The organism is Ignavibacteriota bacterium, assembly GCA_016707525.1.
Classification (GTDB): Bacteria; Bacteroidota; Ignavibacteria; order UBA10030; family UBA6906; genus JAGDMK01.
This window is the reverse complement of sequence record JADJHP010000015.1, coordinates 43807-61109: the sequence shown is the minus strand read 5'-3', so window position 1 is coordinate 61109 and position 17303 is coordinate 43807. Positions and strand designations below refer to the sequence as shown.

12 protein-coding genes and 1 pseudogene are annotated in these 17303 nt (G+C 62.7%); 3 read left to right on the top strand and 10 right to left on the bottom strand.

What is annotated here, in order from left to right; all coding sequences use genetic code 11:
* Positions 1 to 13: 13 nt before the first annotated feature.
* Genes IPI01_19140 through xdhA form a run of 6 tightly spaced genes read right to left on the bottom strand, consistent with a single transcriptional unit; the run spans position 14 to position 7248 of the window.
* Complete coding sequence (locus IPI01_19140) at positions 14 to 616, bottom strand: M20/M25/M40 family metallo-hydrolase (protein ID MBK7259870.1); 603 nt, start codon at positions 614 to 616, stop codon at positions 14 to 16.
* The gene (locus IPI01_19135; protein ID MBK7259869.1) at positions 613 to 1569 is read right to left on the bottom strand and encodes a hypothetical protein; all 957 of its coding nucleotides are present in this window, start codon (positions 1567 to 1569) and stop codon (positions 613 to 615) included. The genes IPI01_19140 and IPI01_19135 overlap by 4 nt, the downstream gene beginning before the upstream one ends.
* Positions 1566 to 2117 carry a BMC domain-containing protein gene (locus IPI01_19130; protein MBK7259868.1) on the bottom strand — a complete coding sequence of 184 codons (552 nt, stop codon included), beginning with the start codon at positions 2115 to 2117 and terminating at the stop codon, positions 1566 to 1568. Before IPI01_19130 ends, IPI01_19135 begins: the two co-directional genes overlap by 4 nt.
* Positions 2118 to 2120: 3 nt before the next feature.
* On the bottom strand, positions 2121 to 3446 hold the full coding sequence (locus IPI01_19125; GenBank protein MBK7259867.1) for a 4Fe-4S dicluster domain-containing protein: 1326 nt from the start codon (positions 3444 to 3446) through the stop codon (positions 2121 to 2123).
* A gap of 41 nt (positions 3447 to 3487) precedes the next feature.
* Positions 3488 to 5797, bottom strand: coding sequence for a xanthine dehydrogenase molybdopterin binding subunit (gene xdhB / locus IPI01_19120; GenBank protein ID MBK7259866.1), 2310 nt, complete (start codon positions 5795 to 5797; stop codon positions 3488 to 3490).
* Entirely contained in the window at positions 5794 to 7248 is a 1455-nt protein-coding gene (gene xdhA, locus IPI01_19115) for a xanthine dehydrogenase small subunit (GenBank protein MBK7259865.1), read from the bottom strand. The genes xdhB and xdhA overlap by 4 nt, the downstream gene beginning before the upstream one ends.
* A gap of 138 nt (positions 7249 to 7386) precedes the next feature.
* On the opposite strand from xdhA, the gene IPI01_19110 reads away from it, so the two are divergent.
* Positions 7387 to 8787 carry a M28 family peptidase gene (locus IPI01_19110; protein ID MBK7259864.1) on the top strand — a complete coding sequence of 467 codons (1401 nt, stop codon included), beginning with the start codon at positions 7387 to 7389 and terminating at the stop codon, positions 8785 to 8787.
* Between the two features lie 91 nt (positions 8788 to 8878).
* On the opposite strand, the gene IPI01_19105 is transcribed toward IPI01_19110, so the two are convergent.
* From IPI01_19105 to IPI01_19095, 3 genes are all read right to left on the bottom strand, one after another.
* Positions 8879 to 10951, bottom strand: coding sequence for a S46 family peptidase (locus IPI01_19105; GenBank protein MBK7259863.1), 2073 nt, complete (start codon positions 10949 to 10951; stop codon positions 8879 to 8881).
* Between the two features lie 77 nt (positions 10952 to 11028).
* Positions 11029 to 12018 carry a tRNA dihydrouridine synthase DusB gene (dusB, locus tag IPI01_19100; GenBank protein ID MBK7259862.1) on the bottom strand — a complete coding sequence of 330 codons (990 nt, stop codon included), beginning with the start codon at positions 12016 to 12018 and terminating at the stop codon, positions 11029 to 11031.
* Positions 12018 to 13424 (bottom strand): GWxTD domain-containing protein, encoded by a 1407-nt coding sequence (locus IPI01_19095; protein ID MBK7259861.1) that lies wholly within the window; start codon positions 13422 to 13424, stop codon positions 12018 to 12020. The genes dusB and IPI01_19095 overlap by 1 nt, the downstream gene beginning before the upstream one ends.
* Before the next feature lie 89 nt (positions 13425 to 13513).
* Between IPI01_19095 and IPI01_19090 the strand changes: the two genes are divergently transcribed.
* Both IPI01_19090 and IPI01_19085 read left to right on the top strand, forming a co-directional pair.
* The gene (locus tag IPI01_19090) at positions 13514 to 14794 is read left to right on the top strand and encodes an insulinase family protein (GenBank protein ID MBK7259860.1); all 1281 of its coding nucleotides are present in this window, start codon (positions 13514 to 13516) and stop codon (positions 14792 to 14794) included.
* Complete coding sequence (locus IPI01_19085) at positions 14791 to 16128, top strand: insulinase family protein (protein ID MBK7259859.1); 1338 nt, start codon at positions 14791 to 14793, stop codon at positions 16126 to 16128. The genes IPI01_19090 and IPI01_19085 overlap by 4 nt, the downstream gene beginning before the upstream one ends.
* Here IPI01_19085 and IPI01_19080 read toward each other — a convergent pair.
* A pseudogene (locus IPI01_19080) lies at positions 16106 to 17118 on the bottom strand (NAD-dependent isocitrate dehydrogenase). The gene IPI01_19085 and the pseudogene IPI01_19080 overlap by 23 nt on opposite strands.
* Between the last annotated feature and the right edge of the window lie 185 nt (positions 17119 to 17303).

The window sequence follows — 17303 nt, the reverse complement described above, 5'->3', positions numbered from 1 at the left end:
TGGAAGTGGGATGTCAGCGGTGCGGGGATCCTGCCAGGATCCATGCCGTCCGGAACACGAGTCCGGCGACCCGGGCGATCTTGTCAGGGTTCAGCAATGATGCTTCATCAACGACCTTATGGTAGTACGGGGTCAAGCCGGAGTGAAAGAACAGCGCGGGGACATCGCGCTTGGTGAAACTCATATGATCGCTCCCGCCCGACTCGAGGTTGGAGGTGACGAGCGTGAAGCCGGAGCCGTCGTTCACCGAGCGGGCCACGTCTTCCAGCGAGCGGTGACGCTCCTGGGCGATCAGGAGGAGTGAATCGGGGGCATTCATGCCGACCATATCCATGTTCAGCATCGCACGGGTGCTGGGCAGGGGGAACAACGGATGCCGCGCATACCACTCGGACCCAAAGAGCCCCTTCTCCTCGCCGGCGAAGGCAATGAACAGGATCGGCCGGGCGGGCCGGGTCCCCATCGCACCCGCCGCCTTCGCGACTTCGATCAACCCGGCGGTCCCCGATGCATTGTCATCGGCCCCATTGAAAATGGAATCCGTCCCCGCGGGCGAGTTCTTTTTGTACCCGACATGGTCATAGTGCGCACCGATGACCACCGGCGCGTCGCTCACGTGCTGTCCGCACCCGGGACCATGCCCACGACGTTCTGTGCGCGGTGGACCGTGACCACCGTCGAGGTGCGTACCGTGCCCGTCACCCCCCGGAACGTGAACGAGGCGGGACGGAGTCCCGTATCGATCCGTTGCTGGAGCTGCTTGAGGGAATCCACGCTCCCGAACAGCGCCGTGATGACGCGTTCACCCACGTGGACCACCGGGATCTTCTCCGTGTCGTCCGCCATGAGCGTCATCGGCAGCGCATCCTTCGGGATGATGCGTGACAGCGATGGCCAGGGGTATCCGCGCGGGGTCAGCGACATATGGGAGAGCGGCTCGTTCATGACGAGCATGCCCACGGCGCCATGTTCCCTGGCGCGTTTCACCTTGGCCGCCATCCCCCAGCGATCCGCATTCTTGCGAGAGTTGAACCGGGATGTCGTATCGTTCTCCCGTGGTTCATGACGGAAGATGACGACGATCTTGCCGCGCACATCCACGCCATCGTAGTCATCATAGGTGAGGTCCGGTGCCGTGATACCGTACCCCGCGAACACCAGATCCCCCTGCACGAGGCGGTCCGCCGTCATGTCGAAGGGAACGAAGTCATCTTTGATCGCGAATGCAGTGTCTTTCCCGCTGACCGTCAGCGACAGGGCGTTCGAATCGCCGAGTGCGACCGTCTGCATCCGCACTTCCTGCGTCCACGCGCCACGCACCGGCTGCAGTCCGGCCTGCTGGAACTGACGGGCGATATACGCTGCAGCAGTGTCAAGTCCGGGCGACGGCGTGTTCCGGCCGAGCAATGCATCCGATGCCAGATAGGCAACATGGGCGGCCGCGCCGGCCGCCGACGCGGACCGTGAGGCGCGCGTGAGCTGACTGTCGGACCCGCAGGAGATCTGGATCGATGCGAGAAGGACGATGCCGGCACTGAAGCCGGCGCGGGAGCGCATGGTTGGGGTCACACGATCTCCGTCAGGAGTTCACGGCGCGGTGCGGCAATGACGACCTTGTTCACGAGCATGCCTTTCGCTGCGACGACAGCGGCACCGGCATCGACGGCGGCCTGCGCCGCCGCGACATCACCCGTGAGCGTCACGAAGGCCTTCCCCCCGAGCGCCATCGCCAGGCGGAGTTCGATGATCTGCACGTTCGCGGCCTTGGCCGCGGCATCCGCCGCCTCGATCATCGAGGCCACGGAGAACGATTCGATGATGCCGAGCGACTCCAGGGTCGTCACTGTTGCGGAACCGCCCAGCGCGGGAAACAGCGAGGGATGGACGTTGGGAATGACGAAGGTGTCGATCACCGAGCCTTCACCCGCCGTCGTGCCGGCCTCGACGCTGGCCGTGACCGCGGCGACATCGCCCCCGACGAGCACCATGTACTTCCCGGAACAGATGCTGCGGGAGAGCACGATCTCCACCTCCGCGGCCTTCAACATGGCATCGGCCACGAGAAAACCAGCAGCGATGCTGGAGAGTTCAATGAGTCCGATCGAATTCTTCTGCATGTGTTATCCTTGCTCAATGACGATGGTGGTATCGATACTCCGGACGATCCCGGTGATGCTGGCGTGGATACGGGAGCCGAGTTTTCCTTCCGGGATGTCCGCAATGCATGTACCGCGTTCAACCCGCTGGCCGGGCGTGACGACTGGCACTGCGGGGGCGCCGATGTGCTGCGCCAGCGGAAGGGACACCGTCCGTGGCGCCACGTTCGCGTCCGTGTACGCCGAGGGGTGGTCGTACGGCAGCACGCCGAGTTTCTTCATCAATTGCTTCAGCGGCGTCCGCCGGCCTTCATACATCGCATGCGGCTTCACTTCCTTCTTGCCGTCCCACTTCAGTCCCGCTGCTTTCATATCGTCCTTCCCCTTGTCGCATGCCTCTTTCGGGAACAGCCCTTCGGGACAGGCATACAGGGTACAGAGTCCGCAGGCGCAGCACAGGGATGCGAACTGGTTCCAGTATGCCTCACCGGTCGTGGTAAAGCCGAGACTGCGCATCACCTTGTGCGGCTGCACGTCGTAGCCAAGGAGATAGCGCGGACAGAGTTCCGTGCAGAACGTGCACTGGTCGCACGCCGATTTCCCGATCTTGTGCATCGCCTTCGCGGGACGACTCTTGCGTGTGATCAGCGTGTGTTCCCTGGGCAGCACGATCAGGCCGGCCGTGGTCTTGGTCACCACACGGTTCAGGTCGAACTCCAGAGAGCCCATCATGATCCCGCCGACGAAGAATCCGAAGTCGTTCGTGGTCGTCCCGCCCGCGACCTTCACGAGTTCGGTGAACGGCGTGCCCAGCGGCGCCTTGAAGCACACCGGATGATGCACCGCGCCGGCAACGCTGACCCATTTCTCCGTGACCGGTTCCCCGTCCGCTGCGCGGGCGATATTGAGCAGGGTCTCTACGTTGTTCACGACGACCTTCACGTCGAGCGGGATCCCCTGCGGCGGGATCAGCCGGCCCGTGGATTCGTACACGAGGATGTACTCGTCGCCGGACGGATAGAAGTCGCCCAGGAGATGCACGGTCATATCCTTGCCATCCAGCGCCGCCGTCACCGCTTTCACGGCCGCGGCGTTCTTCTCTTTGATCCCGATGATCCCGCGCGCTGCACCCGTTGCCTGCATCAGCAACCGCACACCGCGCACGACCTCCGCGGCATGCCGCGTCATGATCTCAAAATCCTTGTGGATCAGCGGCTCGCACTCCGCGCCGTTGGCGATGATGGTATCCACGGTCGCTCCGGCTTTCACGTGCGACGGGAATCCGGCGCCACCGGCACCCACCACCCCTGCTGCCCGGATCGCATCCTGTATGCTCTTTGCGGTCTTCATAGACTCCTGTGGTTCATGAACATGGACTCCACCGGGGGGCATCATGCCAGCCGGCGCAGACGATCCGCCTCGAGCACGATACGCTCGCGCGTGGCGGGAAGCGAAAACTGTGGTTCGATCCTGTGCCCGGTGATCGAGGACAGTGCATCCTTGATGGCCAGCCACACGGACAGGGCGAGCATGAACGGCGGCTCACCGACCGCCTTGCTGTTCCGGATGGCCCGGGGATTCGGAACCCCCTCCAGCAATGCAACACGGAGATCCTCCGGAACGTCCCCCGCCGTCGGGATCTTGTACGTATCGGGTGAATGCGTCATGAGCGTGCCACGGGCATCCCAGAGGATCTCCTCCGTGGTGCACCACCCCAGCCCCTGCACGAACCCGCCTTCCACCTGACCGCGGTCAATGGCCGGATTGAGCGACGCCCCGGCGTCATGGAGGATGTCCACCCGCTCGACCGTGTGTGCTCCCGTGAGCACATCGACGCTCACTTCACTGACCGCCATGCCGAAGGCATAGTACAGGAACGGCTTCCCCCGTCCGGCCTCACGGTCCCAACCGATGCCCGGTGTGCTGAAGAATCCGGTAGCACTCAGACTGACACGCTGGAGGTAGAGCCAGCGAACCGCATCCCGAAACGAGATCGTGCGGCCGGGATGCCGGGTGTCCGTGATGTGCCCATGGGCGAATTCCAGATCCGCCGGCATGGACGGGCCCGCTCCCGCGGTTCCGGAGAGTTTTTCCGCAAGCGCTGCGGTCATCCGCACCTTGATCGCATCGATCGCATTCTTCACGGCCATACCGTTCAGATCGGCACCCGACGACGCTGCCGTCGCAGAGGTATTGGGGACCTTCGCGGTGTTCGTAGCACCCACGCGGACGTATTCAGGATCGATCCCGAGTTCCGCGGCCGCGATACCGCGGATCTTCGTGGACAACCCCTGCCCCATCTCCACGCCGCCATGGCTCACCAGCACCGTGCCATCCGTATAGATGTGCACCAACGCACCTGCCTGGTTGAGGAAGGTGGTCGTAAAGGAGATGCCGAACTTCACCGGGGTGAGTGCGATCCCGCGTTTGACGAATTCACTTCCTGCATTGAACGCGGCCGCAGCCTCGCGGCGTTGCGTATACGCCGATGAAACGAGGATCCGGTCAAAGATCACCGCAAGCCGGTCATCTTCGACCACCTGCCCGTAGTGGGTCGTATCGGCCGGTGCCGCTCTGTAGAAGTTCTTCCTGCGGATCTCCGCCGCATCGCGCCCGAGTGTACGCGCGATCCTGTCGATGATGGTTTCCATCACCGCCATCCCCTGCGGCCCCCCGAAACCGCGGAAGGCGGTATTCGATGGGAGGTTCGTCTTCCATACGGAACCCGTGACGCTGAACGCGGGCGAGAAGTAGCAGTTGTCCGCGTGGAGCATCGCCCGTTCGAGGATCGCGAACGAAAGGTCCGTCGTGGCTCCGCCATCGCTGTTCAGCTCGATGGCAACGCCCTGCACCACGCCTTCCGCATCGAACCCTGCTTCGTAGCGCGAAAGGAACCGGTGGCGCTTGCCGGTCATGATCATGTCATCGTCGCGGAACAGCCGGATCTTCACCGGCCGTCCGGTCGCATGCGCGAGTACCGCCGCCCAGCATGCCGTATGATTCGCCTGCGTCTCTTTACCGCCGAAACCACCGCCGAGCCGGCGCACCTCCACCTCCACCGCATTGCGCGGCCAGCCGAGCACTTCAGCGACCAGTGTCTGGGTCTCGGAGGGATGCTGCGTGGAGCTGAAGACGTTCATGCGGCGGTCTTCCGCGGGAATGCAGAGCGCCGCCTGCGTTTCAAGGTACCAGTGCTCCTGCGCTCCGGTCTCCAGCTCGCCGGTGATGCGGTGTGCTGCGCTCCGGATCGCAGCGGCCGGATCGCCACGCAGGATCCTCCGCGGCGGACCCATCAATGCTCCTGCCGCCATCGCGGCAGGCAGGTCCAGGATCGCATCCAGTTCTCGGTACTCGACACGGATCGCGCGCGCGGCAGCCCGGCACTCCTCTTCCGTTTCCGCGGCGATAAGGAAGACCGCCTGCCCGGCAAAGGTCACTTCCTCCGTTGCAAGGAGCACCTCATCATGCACGACCGGGCCGACCTGATTCTCGCCGGGGATGTCCCGTGCGGAGAGGACCGCATGGACCCCCGGAATGGCACGGGCTGCAGTGAGATCGAAGGAGGCAATACGGGCATGGGCATGCGGACTGCACACGACGCGGCCAACGAGCAGCCGTTCCGGATGCGGGAGGTCGTCGATGTACTGCGCTTCCCCGGTCACATGCCCCACAGCGCTCTCATGGAGGAGATGCGTGCTCATGACGTTGCACCCCCCTTCGCTTGCGAAGCGTTCCAGAATTTCAAGAGCAGGTTGCGCGCGACAAGCATCCGGTAGTGCGCCGAGCCCCGCACATCCGTGAGCGGCGAGAAATCCGTTGCAAGAGTTGCCATCGCCGCCTCCACCGTCGCACGTGACCAGGGTTTCCCCGAAAGGAATTCCTCGGTCGCCGATGCGCGTTTCGGTGTTGCAGCCATTCCGCCGTACGCCAGCACGATCTCATCGACACGCCCATCGCCGGCGGTCCGGAGCCGCATCGCCGCACTTACGGTGGAGATGTCGAGTTCCTTCCTGCGCGACACCTTGAACGCACGCACATCCGTTCCCGCCGGGGGAACCGGGATGTGAATGGCAACGATGAACTCGTCGGGCCCGCAGGCCGTGGTCCGGTAGCCGGTGAAGAAGTCATCGATGGCGACCACACGCTCTCCGCGGGGCCCCGTCACCGTCACCGTGGCGCCGAGCGCCAGCAGGACGGGCAGGGTGTCGCCGATCGGCGAACCGGTCCCGAGATTGCCACCCAGCGTCGCCACATTCCGGATCTGGCGCGACCCGAACACCGACAGCATATCAGCCAGTGCCGGGATCCTGCCGATCGCCGCGCGCCGGAGTTCTTCGATCGTCACGCCGGCGCCTGCGTCGATGGCCGCCGCGGACACGCGAAGCGACCGGAGTTCTGCAATGCCTGACAGATCGAGGACGGATGCCAGGTGTTCGTGGCGCTTGGTCACGCGCAGGGCGACATCCGTGGCCCCATTGATCATCACGGCATCGGGTTGAACGCTCCTGTACCGGAGGGCGAATGCAAGCGTCGCCGGGCGGCAATACGCATACCCGTCGGCCTCTATAAGAATGTCGTCAGCAGGGATCGCGCGCAGCCTGGCGAGGACCCCGGCCCCGGCGGCACTGAAATGGTCCGGCCCGGGGTTCGAGCAGGAGTCAAATGCGGCATCGACCACCGGCCTGTAGCCCGTGCACCGGCAGAGGTTTCCGGCAAGTGCATCAAGGACCGCGGGACGGTCTATGGCTCCTGCTGTATGATAGAGAGCGAACAGGGACATCACGATGCCGGGCGTACAGAACCCACATTGGCTGCCGGAGTGCCGCACGATCGCATCCTGCACAGGGTGCAGGGCGCCATCCGTTGCACGCAATCCTTCGATCGTGATCAGGTTCTTCCGGTCGAGCGTTGGAAGGAACAGGAGGCAGGAGTCCACAGCCCGGTACTGCAGCGAACCGTCGGGGCCTTCGTCAGCCAGTACCACGGTACACGCACCACAATCGCCCTCCGCGCACCCTTCTTTCACGCCACGGTACTCCGGATGGGCCCGGAGATAGTGCAGGACCGTCGTTGTCGGCCGCCAGGGCGAGCCCGGGCCGAGTTCGATCCGCGCGGGTTCGCCGTTCAACAAGAATTGGATTGTGTCGCGCATGGTGTAGTGCAGAAATGTACAACAATCCGTTTGGACAATCAACGCTGTATCACCGGTGGATTGACTCTCTCATCCGACTTCCCTACACTGAACATCCGTTGCAGATCCGTTCAGGAACCATCGTTCGAGGCCTTTCGTATGTTCCGTGTGCTCCGCATCCAGATCGTTGCTCTTGCGCTTTCCTTGTGCACCGTGTCCGCCTTTGCTGGCGACCCGATCCGGGAGGCGATCCTCGGCTCGGCGTATAGTTCCCACGAAGGATACGCGGTCCTGCAGCGGATCTGTGATGAGGCCGGCGGACGGCTGCCGGGCTCGCCGGCCAACGAGCGGACCCTCCTGATCCTTGAACAGGAGCTGCGGAAGCATGGCGTGACGGCGCATCGTGAGGCATTTACGATGCCGGGGTGGGAACGCGGGGACGATGCCGTTACGGTTCTCACACCCGAACCGCGCACGCTGCGCGCTATCGCGCTCGGATATGTCGATGCCCATCCGGCATTCGAAGCCCCGCTCACCTGGGCCGCACACGGGCGTGACGGAGAATGTGGTGGGATCCGCGGGTCGGTCGCTCTCGTAACATCGGAAGCGCCGAAGGAGGGAGAATCGCCTCTGCGCTATGAGATCATCGCTCGTGCCGCCGCGGCCGGGGCGCGGGCGGTCCTGTTCATCAACGACAAACCAGGCGGGCTCCTCCTGGCGGGCGTCAGCAACTTCCTTGGCGCACCGTCGGCTCTTCCTGCGTATAGCATCACCTACGAAGAAGGCCAGCGTCTCCGCCGGCTCCTCTCCGGCAACCGATCGGTCACGGTCCGCATTGCCACCGCCTCACGGTGCAAGACGGTTGCCACCGCGAATCTTGTGGCAACGTTCCCCGGCAAGCGCAAGGCGCGGATCGTCGTGGGCGGGCATGTCGACGGCTGGGACATTGGACAGGGGGCGGTGGACAATGGGGTCGGCTCGGCGGCGGTGTACGAGATCGCGCGTCTCCTCGCGCGCTTCTCCCCTTCCAATGAGTATACGGTGGATTGCGTGTGGTTCAACGGCGAGGAACTCGGCATCTGGGGTGCGGGCGCCTACGTGAAAGCCCACGCGCAGGATAGCATCGTCGCGATGGTGAACCTGGACATGCCCGGCCGGCCCACAGGGATCAACGTCATGGGTCACGATGCCCTGCTCCCCTTCGCGCGCACGTTCCTTGGCGGACTCCAGGGGTATGCATTCACCGACAGCGTGATCAGCGTGCCGTGGACCAACAGCGACCACCAGTGGTTTCTGCTCGAGGGTATTCCGAGTTTCACGTTCATGGGACATCTCGAGAAAGAATCGGTCTTCCACTATCACGACATGGGGGACACCTTCGACAAGGTCGATCGCAGGGCGTTGGTCGATGCGAGCGCAGTGGCGGCGCTCCTCGTGCGGGAACTCGCGAACGGGACCGCGCTCCCGCTGCGCAGAAAATCTCTTGAGGAGCGCCTGGAGAATTTCAGGAAGTCGGGGATGGAGCAGCGGTTGAAGCGGCAGGGACAGTGGCCCTTCTGAAAAGAAGCGAGGGCATGGAGTACCCCGCAAAAAGAAAGGGGCCTGAACGTCAGGCCCCTTTTCTTTTCTCCTTTTACGGTTCGCCGGACTGCTACTTGCCTTCCAGCTCGTCCGCCAGCGGCGCGGCATCATACAGCTTCCGCAGCGAATGGATGATGTACGCCGAATGGACGGAGACCGCGCGGTTCGCCTTCTCAGCGTAGAGGAAGCGCCCGGGCAGGCTCTCGATGTTGCCATCGAAGATCAGGCCGACATATTCACCCTTCGCGTTGATCACCGGTGATCCGGAATTGCCGCCGATGATATCGCACGTGCTCACGAAGTTCACCGGTGTCTTCAGGTCCAACGAGCCGATGCGGTCCAGATACCGCTGCGGCAGATCGAAGGCCCCCTTCAAGTCAAAGCTGTAGGCGCGGTCGTAGAGGCCGAACAGCGTGGTCTTCGCCGGCGCCACGGTACCGTTCATCGGATACCCCTTCACCGTACCATACGACAGGCGCAGCGTGAACGTGGCGTCGGGATATGCGGTCTTACCGTACACCACAAAACGTGCTTCACCGATCTTCTCGCTCGCCCTGGTAAGCAGTCCGGAGATGTTCTTCTCTTCCCAGCTCCGGGTCTCCCGGTTCATCGGTTCGATGATACGGGCAAGCACGATCGCGGGATCTTCCGACGCCCTGACCGCTTTCTCCCCACCTTCGAGCATCTGACGGCGCACAGCGGGATCGGCGAGTTTCGAACCCCGCACGAGTTCCTTTGCAAGGGCTTCGGGTGTCTTTCCGCGCAGCACGGCCTTCATGAACGGTTCATCCGCGCCCAGCGCTTCAAGCGACTCGCGGAGCCCGTCGATGCACTGTTCCTCATCGAGATCCAGATACACCGGGGCCGGAGAGAAGAGCCGGAATCTGGTCCCTTCGAGATTCGCATCCTGGTACGGCGCGAGGCGTTCGCCATTCGGCTTCTTGATCTCTTCCACATACTGCACGAGCGTCGTCGCAAAGCTCAGGAGCCGGCTGCGCACCGAACGGAAGGACCGTGTGTTTGCCTGTGCCCGCTGGCGTTCGAGCGCCACACCGATGGAATCCCATGCCCAGGCATACTGCGCCTGCCATGTGGGATTCGCCATGATACGGTCACGGAAGTCCTTCTCCTCGGCCGCTTTCTTTGCCATCGTTTCCCGGTCGTTCAGCCCGCCGAACTCGCCGGTCATCGCCTTCAACGAATTCTCCAGCCCGAAGATGGATCCGCGGGCCTGGCGTGCCTGTTCGGCACCGCGCACAGCATAGGCGTTGAGCACCGCGAGGCGACGTTTGAGCGTCTTCAACGTCATCGGATACGCGACGTCGCGCTGGTATTCCGTCTGTGCGTACGTCTGCAGGCGGTTCGTGGATCCGGGATGTCCCGACACGAACACGAGTTCACCATCCGCCGCACCTGCGGCATTCCAGCGGAAGAAATGCTCGACCTTCACCGGTGTGTCGTTCTCGTACACACGGAAGAAGGCCATGTCCAGGTCGTAGCGCGGAAACGTGAAATTATCCGCATCGCCGCCGTAGAACGCGATCTTCTCTTCCGGCGCCATCACCAGGCGGACATCGGTGTACTGCTTGTAGGTATAGAGCCAGTATTCACCGCCCTGATACAGGCTCACGACGTCGGCGCGGAGGCCGGTCTTCTCTTTGCTTTCCTTGCTGATCGCCGCCATCACCGCCTTGCGGGCAGCGACCGCTTCTTTCGTCGACATGCCGGGCTTCATCGCCGCGATCACGCGGGCGGTGACGTCCTGCATGCCCACCAGCACGTTGAGTTCCAGGTCGGACGACTTGAGTTCTTCGGCGTGGGTACGGGCATAGAAGCCATCGGCGACATAGTTCTTCTGCTGCGACGACATCTTCTGCAGTTGCCCGCGGGCGACATGGTGATTGGTGATGACAAGGCCATCAGCACTCACGAACGCGCCGGAGCCGCCGTCATTGAAACGGACGCTGGACAGCCGGACGTGGTCCAGCCATTCCTTCGTCGGTTCGAAACCGTAGAGTTCCTTCAACTGCTTGCGGGGCGGATTGTCGAATGTCCACATCCCTTCGTCCGCCATCGCATATGAAACACATAGTACTCCAACGACGGCTGCAAGAAGCAGCCGCACAGAACGTTGCACAACCATGGAATCCTCCCAAAGGACAGGTAGGTCACGCCAAGCGGGTGACTAGCTTTTCAATATACAAAACGGTTCTTCTGCGTTCAAGCAGGGCCGGCGGGAGCTCCGGGCGAGTAATACTCCAGGAATGCGGTCAAATGCTGCAGGATCGGTTCGGCCTCGGTGAATTGCATGAGCTCCGTGCGGATCTTCGACACGTGCGGAAGCCCGCGCAGGAAGCCGGAGTAGTGCTTCCGGAGTTCGATCACACCGGTGCGCTCACCCTTGTGCTCGACGGCAAGGTGCAGGTGCTTCTTGAGGAGGTCCACACGCTCTTCCAGCGTCGGCTCCGGCAGCAGCGTGCCCGTGGCCATGAAGTGCTTCGCCTGGCGGAAGATCCAGGGATTGTTGATGGCACCACGGCCGATCATCACGGCATCGCAACCGGTCGAGGTGAAGGCATTCTGCACGTCCTCCGGCGTGACCACGTCCCCGTTGAGGATCACCGGAATGGACACCGCTTCCTTGATACGCGGGATCCAGGAATAGTCAACGCCTCCCTTGTGCCCCTGGTCGCGTGTGCGGCAGTGCACGGTAAGGGCAGCGATACCCGACTGTTCGCACATCTTCGCCACGTCGACGATCCGGATGGATTGCGCATCCCATCCAAGGCGCGTCTTGAGGGTCACCGGTGTACGCACGGCCTTCACGACGGTGTTGACGAGTTGCTCCAGGCGTGGCAGATCGCGCAGCAACCCTGCTCCTGCACCGCGCAGCGCAACATCACGCACCCAGCATCCGGCATTGATATCGATGAGATCGGGGTTGAAACTCTCGGCTGCACGCGCCGCGCCCTCCATCGCATCGATGTTGCCGCCGTAGATCTGGATCCCGATCGGGCGCTCCTGCTCCAGGAACGCCATCTTCTTCCGGGTCTTCTCATTCCCGCGCACGAGGCCATCGGAATTCACGAACTCCGTGTACATCAGGTCCGCGCCCATCTCCTTGCAGATGAGCCGGAACGGCAGGTCGGTCACATCCTCCATGGGAGCCAGCAACAGCCCGCGCTCGATCATCACATTACCGATCTTCATCAGTACACCTCTCCCTCTCGCCACTTCTGCACCATTCGATCCCATGAGGCCTCATACACCGGGCTCCGCCGCAGGAGGTACTCCTCGATCGCCAGCTTCGCCGGCGCAAAGAAGACGCGGCGGAATTCGAAAACATTCCCCTGGTAGGGCCCGGGGAAGTTGTAATACCACACCTCCGACTCCGGTCTTTTCTCCACACTCTCCGGCGGGCCGAAGACGGCATACACCATCCCCCGGTCCGTCTTCCATCCCTCTTTGTAACTCGAGAAGAGCCGGTTCGCCTCCTCGATCCTTGCGAAAAATGTGCGCATCAGCCGCACTGCGCGGCGCTTGTCGCGCGTCATCGACAACCAGAACCGATCGAAGGCAGTACGCAATTCCTCCTGGTCGCGCAGGGTGTCCAATGCCGCCTGTTCGTGCCTGTACGCGAGATATCCTGATGCATCGACCAGGTCCTTCACGAGCACCGGCCGCGGAAACGAGGGGCCGACAACTGCAAAATACTTGATCGCGCCTGCGGCCGACGCCTCCGTGGTGTCCTGCCCTGGCCCCCGGACATACAGCGCCATCTGATACACGCCGCGGCCAAGAGGCGGAAGCGGGTCATCAAGAACACGTCCATCCGCACCGAGGTTCCTGGTCTCCCGCGCGACCAGAACCGTGTCGATGCTCTGCGGAAAGATCCGCTTCCGCTCCATCGCGGTCATCGTCGGCATGAACAGATACGGCGCGGTCGCGCGGAGCGTATCGGTCACGTAACGGCATATCGTGTACTCTACCCGGAGCGGCGTCCCTGTGGGTACATTGATCGCCGGAGCGCTCGCGAACAGCGTCTCACGCGAAGCAGGCAAATGAAACCCGACCACCGGTTCGAGGTCTCCCCCTGCGACACGCCGGGACAACACGAGACCACCGAGGGATGGATCACCTTCGATCACCCGCGGCACCACCACCGAGGGCACACGGTCTCCGGTCTTCCCGGTCGCAAGGTCTTCGATCTGTACCCTGACCCTGTACTCCCCCGCCGCGACGGGGACAAATCTGCGGATGTGCAGCGGCGGATGAGACTGGGTCTCGGGATAACTGGCTACGGTCAACGTTTCCGGCCAGGCGGCTTCCGCCACCTGGGTCTCACCGTCCAGTTCCATCACCCGGACCTGGACCAGCAGCCGCGCCGAGAATCCGCCCTCGACCTTCAGGAACGTGAGGGTCGGGGTGACCGTACGGAGATGCACGTCCAACCCGGATCGCCCTTCCGTCACCTGGGGCACGCATTCCACGTCGAACGACGGATACCCCGGCCGGTATCCCGCCGAGCGAGGCGTCGTTCCCGTATCATACCAGTTCGAACATCCTCCAAGGAACGATGCCACGCAGAGGAGCATGGCGGCACTGCGACGATGCATGAACGTCACCTGGATCATTCTCTAAGAAACGGTTGTTCGGAGAAAGATGCAATTGTGGCTTTTCGCGCCACAAAGTGCGATATTGCGCCATGCAGACACTGCGCGTCGACCTCCCGATAACCGAATACCGCCTTTCCAACGGACTGCACGTCATTCTCCATCCCGATCCTTCCGTCCCGGTGGTCGCCGTCGAAGTGATGTATCACGTCGGATCCAAGAACGAATCTCCCGGACACACCGGCCTCGCCCACCTCTTCGAACATATGATGTTCAAAGGGTCGGAGCATGTTCCGGACGGTGAGCACTTCCACCGGCTGCAGGCGGTGGGTGGACAGGTAAACGGTTCCACCAATGAGGACCGGACGAACTATTACGAACTCGTGCCGGCCGACCAGCTCGAGCTCGCGCTTTTTCTTGAATCGGACAGGATGGGTGCCCTGTTGCCTGCACTCTCCCAGGAGAAGCTCGACAACCAGCGTGATGTCGTGCGGAACGAACGGCGGCAGAGCTACGAGAACCAGCCGTACGGGCTTGCGCACGAAACACTGATGGCGGCACTGTATCCGCCCGGGTATCCCCATCACTGGCCGGTGATCGGATCGATGGACGACCTTGCTGCCGCCAGCCTTGACGACGTGCGGGCCTTCTTTCACACGTACTACGCACCGGACAACGCATGCCTGGTGCTGGCAGGTAATTTCCAGGCCGAACAGGCCCGCGCAATGATCGAGCGATATTTCGGTCCGATACCATCGCATGGCGAACCGCCGCGGCCGGCGATCGGGCCCGGCGTGCTCGCATCGCCACGCACGATCGAACTGCCGGATGCGGTGCAGCTCCCCCGCCTCTACATGGCATGGCATGGCGCCCCCTGGAACACGCGCGAGGATATCCTTCTCGATGTCTTCACCGATGTCCTCAGTTCCGGAAAGAACTCGCGCTTGTACAGGTCGCTGGTCGTGGATCAGCAATGCGCGCAGTCGGTGATCACCTATCACCACGGCCTTGAACGCACCGGCCGCCTGGTCATCCAGATCACGCCGCGGACCGGCCACACCATCGACGACGTGCGTGCGTCGGCCATGGCCGTTGTTCACGAGATCCTCGCCCATGGCCCGGAGCAACGCGAGGTCGAGAAGTCCATCACGATGAACCTCTCCCAGCACATCCACGGGCTCTCCGGCATGCTGCACCGTGCCGATGCGATGGCAACGTATCATACACTGGGCGGGTCGGCGCAGTTGCTGAACACCTATCCCGAACGATACCTGGGCATCACACCGGAAGAGGTACGGCTCTGCGCGGATCGCGTCCTCTCGCACCCCGCGGTCACACTCACCGTTGTACCGCAGAAGGACGGGCGCGCATGATACCGGTCATTCAGGAAGCGCGTCTCCGGAACGGCATCCGCCTCCTCCTGGTCGAACGGACCGCCCTCCCACTGGTCCATCTCTCCTTTGTCTTCCGGTCCGGGGCGAATGCCGACCCGGCCGGCAAGGCAGGGCTCGCGACACTCGCGGGCGATGCGCTGGACGCGGGCACACCCACCCGCATGCTTGCCGCGATCGCGGAAGCGTTCGACTTCGCCGGGGCGTACTATCAGGCCAGTGTGACGCACGACGGAACGGTCTTCTCCGTCTCCACGCTCACGACGCATCTCGAAGCGATGGCCGGCGTGATGGCGGACATTCTCAGGAATGCATCGTACCCTGCAACGGAAGTCGACCGGCTCAGGAAACAGCGGATCACATCGTTCCTCCAGCAGAAGGACCGGCCGTCGCACATCGCAAGTTCGGTCTTCTACAGGACCATCTACGGTGACATCCATCCGTACGGCACCGAGTCCGAGGGGAATGAACTCTCCCTGCAGCGGATCGGGACGGAGGATGTCGCATCGTTCAAGTCCGCGCATATCGCTCCCGGAAACCTGCTCGTGGCCTGCGTTGGCGATCTCTCGATGACGCGGCTCGAGTCCATCATCACCAGGGAATTCGGTGACTGGTTGAACCCGGCGAAGACGGAGGTGCCGCCCTTCCCTGCGCTCTCCACCCGCCCTCCCGACGTTCTGATCGTGGACCGGCCCGGCGCGGTGCAGTCGGAGATCAGGATGGGGGCGATCGCGCTCCGGAGGAACGCGCCCGACTATCAGGCGGCGTTGGTGCTGAACAGGATCCTCGGCGGACAGTTCAACAGCCGGCTCAATGCGAACCTCCGGGAGAAACGCGGGCTGACGTACGGAGCATGGTCAGCGTTTCAGGCCTACAGATCGGAAGGGCCGTTCATCGCGGGCGGGGCATTCCACACCGAGAAGACGGAAGAAGCCGTACGCGAGATCCTCGGCGAACTGGAGAGGATGCGGGAGAGCGGGATCACGGAAGATGAACACCGGTTCGCTGTCGACAGCCTTGCCGGGGCGTACGCTCTGGCATTCGAAACATCGGGTCAGGTGGCCCTGGCCCTGCAGGTGCGGGAGTTGTATGATATGCCCGCAGATACTTTCGTGACGTATCTCTCGCGGCTGCGCGCGGTGACGCGCGAGGATGTCTTGCGGGTGGCACGGACCTTTCTGGACCCGGCGACGATGACCACCGTCATCGTCGGTGACGCAGGAGCGATCCTTCCTTCCGTTCAGCAGGCCGTATCCGTTCCGGTACGCCGGGCCTCACCTGACGGCGATGTCCTTACGCACCCATCTCCGCAATGATCGCATCGGCCATCGCGATCGTGCCCACGGGCTGCGTGGGGTTCAGATCCCGCGTCACATTCTTCCCTTCCTTGACCACGGCGCGCACGGCCTTCTCGATCCGGTCCGCGGCAGTGGCCTCATTCAGGTGACGGAGCATCATCACGCCCGCCAGCACGAGTGCGCACGGGTTCGCGATGTTCTTTCCGGCGATATCCGGCGCGCTGCCATGGACCGCCTCGAAGATCGATGCCGTGTAGCCGATGTTCGCGCCGGGAGCGAGACCCAACCCTCCGACGAGTCCGGAGGCAAGATCGGACAGGATGTCGCCGAACAGGTTCGTCGTCACGATCACATCGAACTGATGCGGGTTCATCACCATCTGCATCGCCATGTTGTCGACGATGCGGTCGTTCGATTCGATCTCCGGATACTCGCTCGCGATCTCGCGTGAGACATCGAGGAAGAGGCCGCCGGTGTACTTCAGGATGTTCGCCTTATGGACCGTGGTGACCTTCTTACGTCCGTACTTGCGGGCATACTCATAGGCATAGCGGAGGATGCGCGCCGACCCGGAGCGTGTCACGATCCCGATCGTCTCTGCCGCGCTCCGCTGCGGATCGATATAGTGTTCGATGCCGGCATAGAACTCTTCGGTGTTCTCGCGGACCGTCACGATATCCAGATCTTCATGCTGGGAACGGACCCCCTCGAAGGTGTGCGCGGGGCGGACGTTGGCATACAGGTCGAACTCTTTTCTGAGGGCAACGTTGACGCTCCGGAACCCTGACCCCACCGGGGTGGTCAGGGGCCCTTCAGTGCACACCGGGTCCGCGCGATCGAGTCGATGACATGCTTCGGCAACGGGTCTTTGTACTTGTCGATGCCCGCCATCCCCGCTTCCACCTTTTCCCACTGGATCTTCACGCCCGTGGCTTCGATGATCCGGACGGTCGCGTCCGCGATACTGGGCCCGATGCCGTCTCCCGGGATAAGGGTCACTTCATGCATGCGCTTCACCTCGGTTGAATGAAGAATATGTTCGTTTTGCCCGCACAAGGTACATATTCCGGTGGTCAGATTCCAGAACCGGTCGATGTGGCCCGGAATGGGGGGATTTCCCGGATAAGGTGACGCACAGCTCCGGCGATGCTTGATACTATCGTGGTTTTTCTCTACAATTATAGACCGCTGAT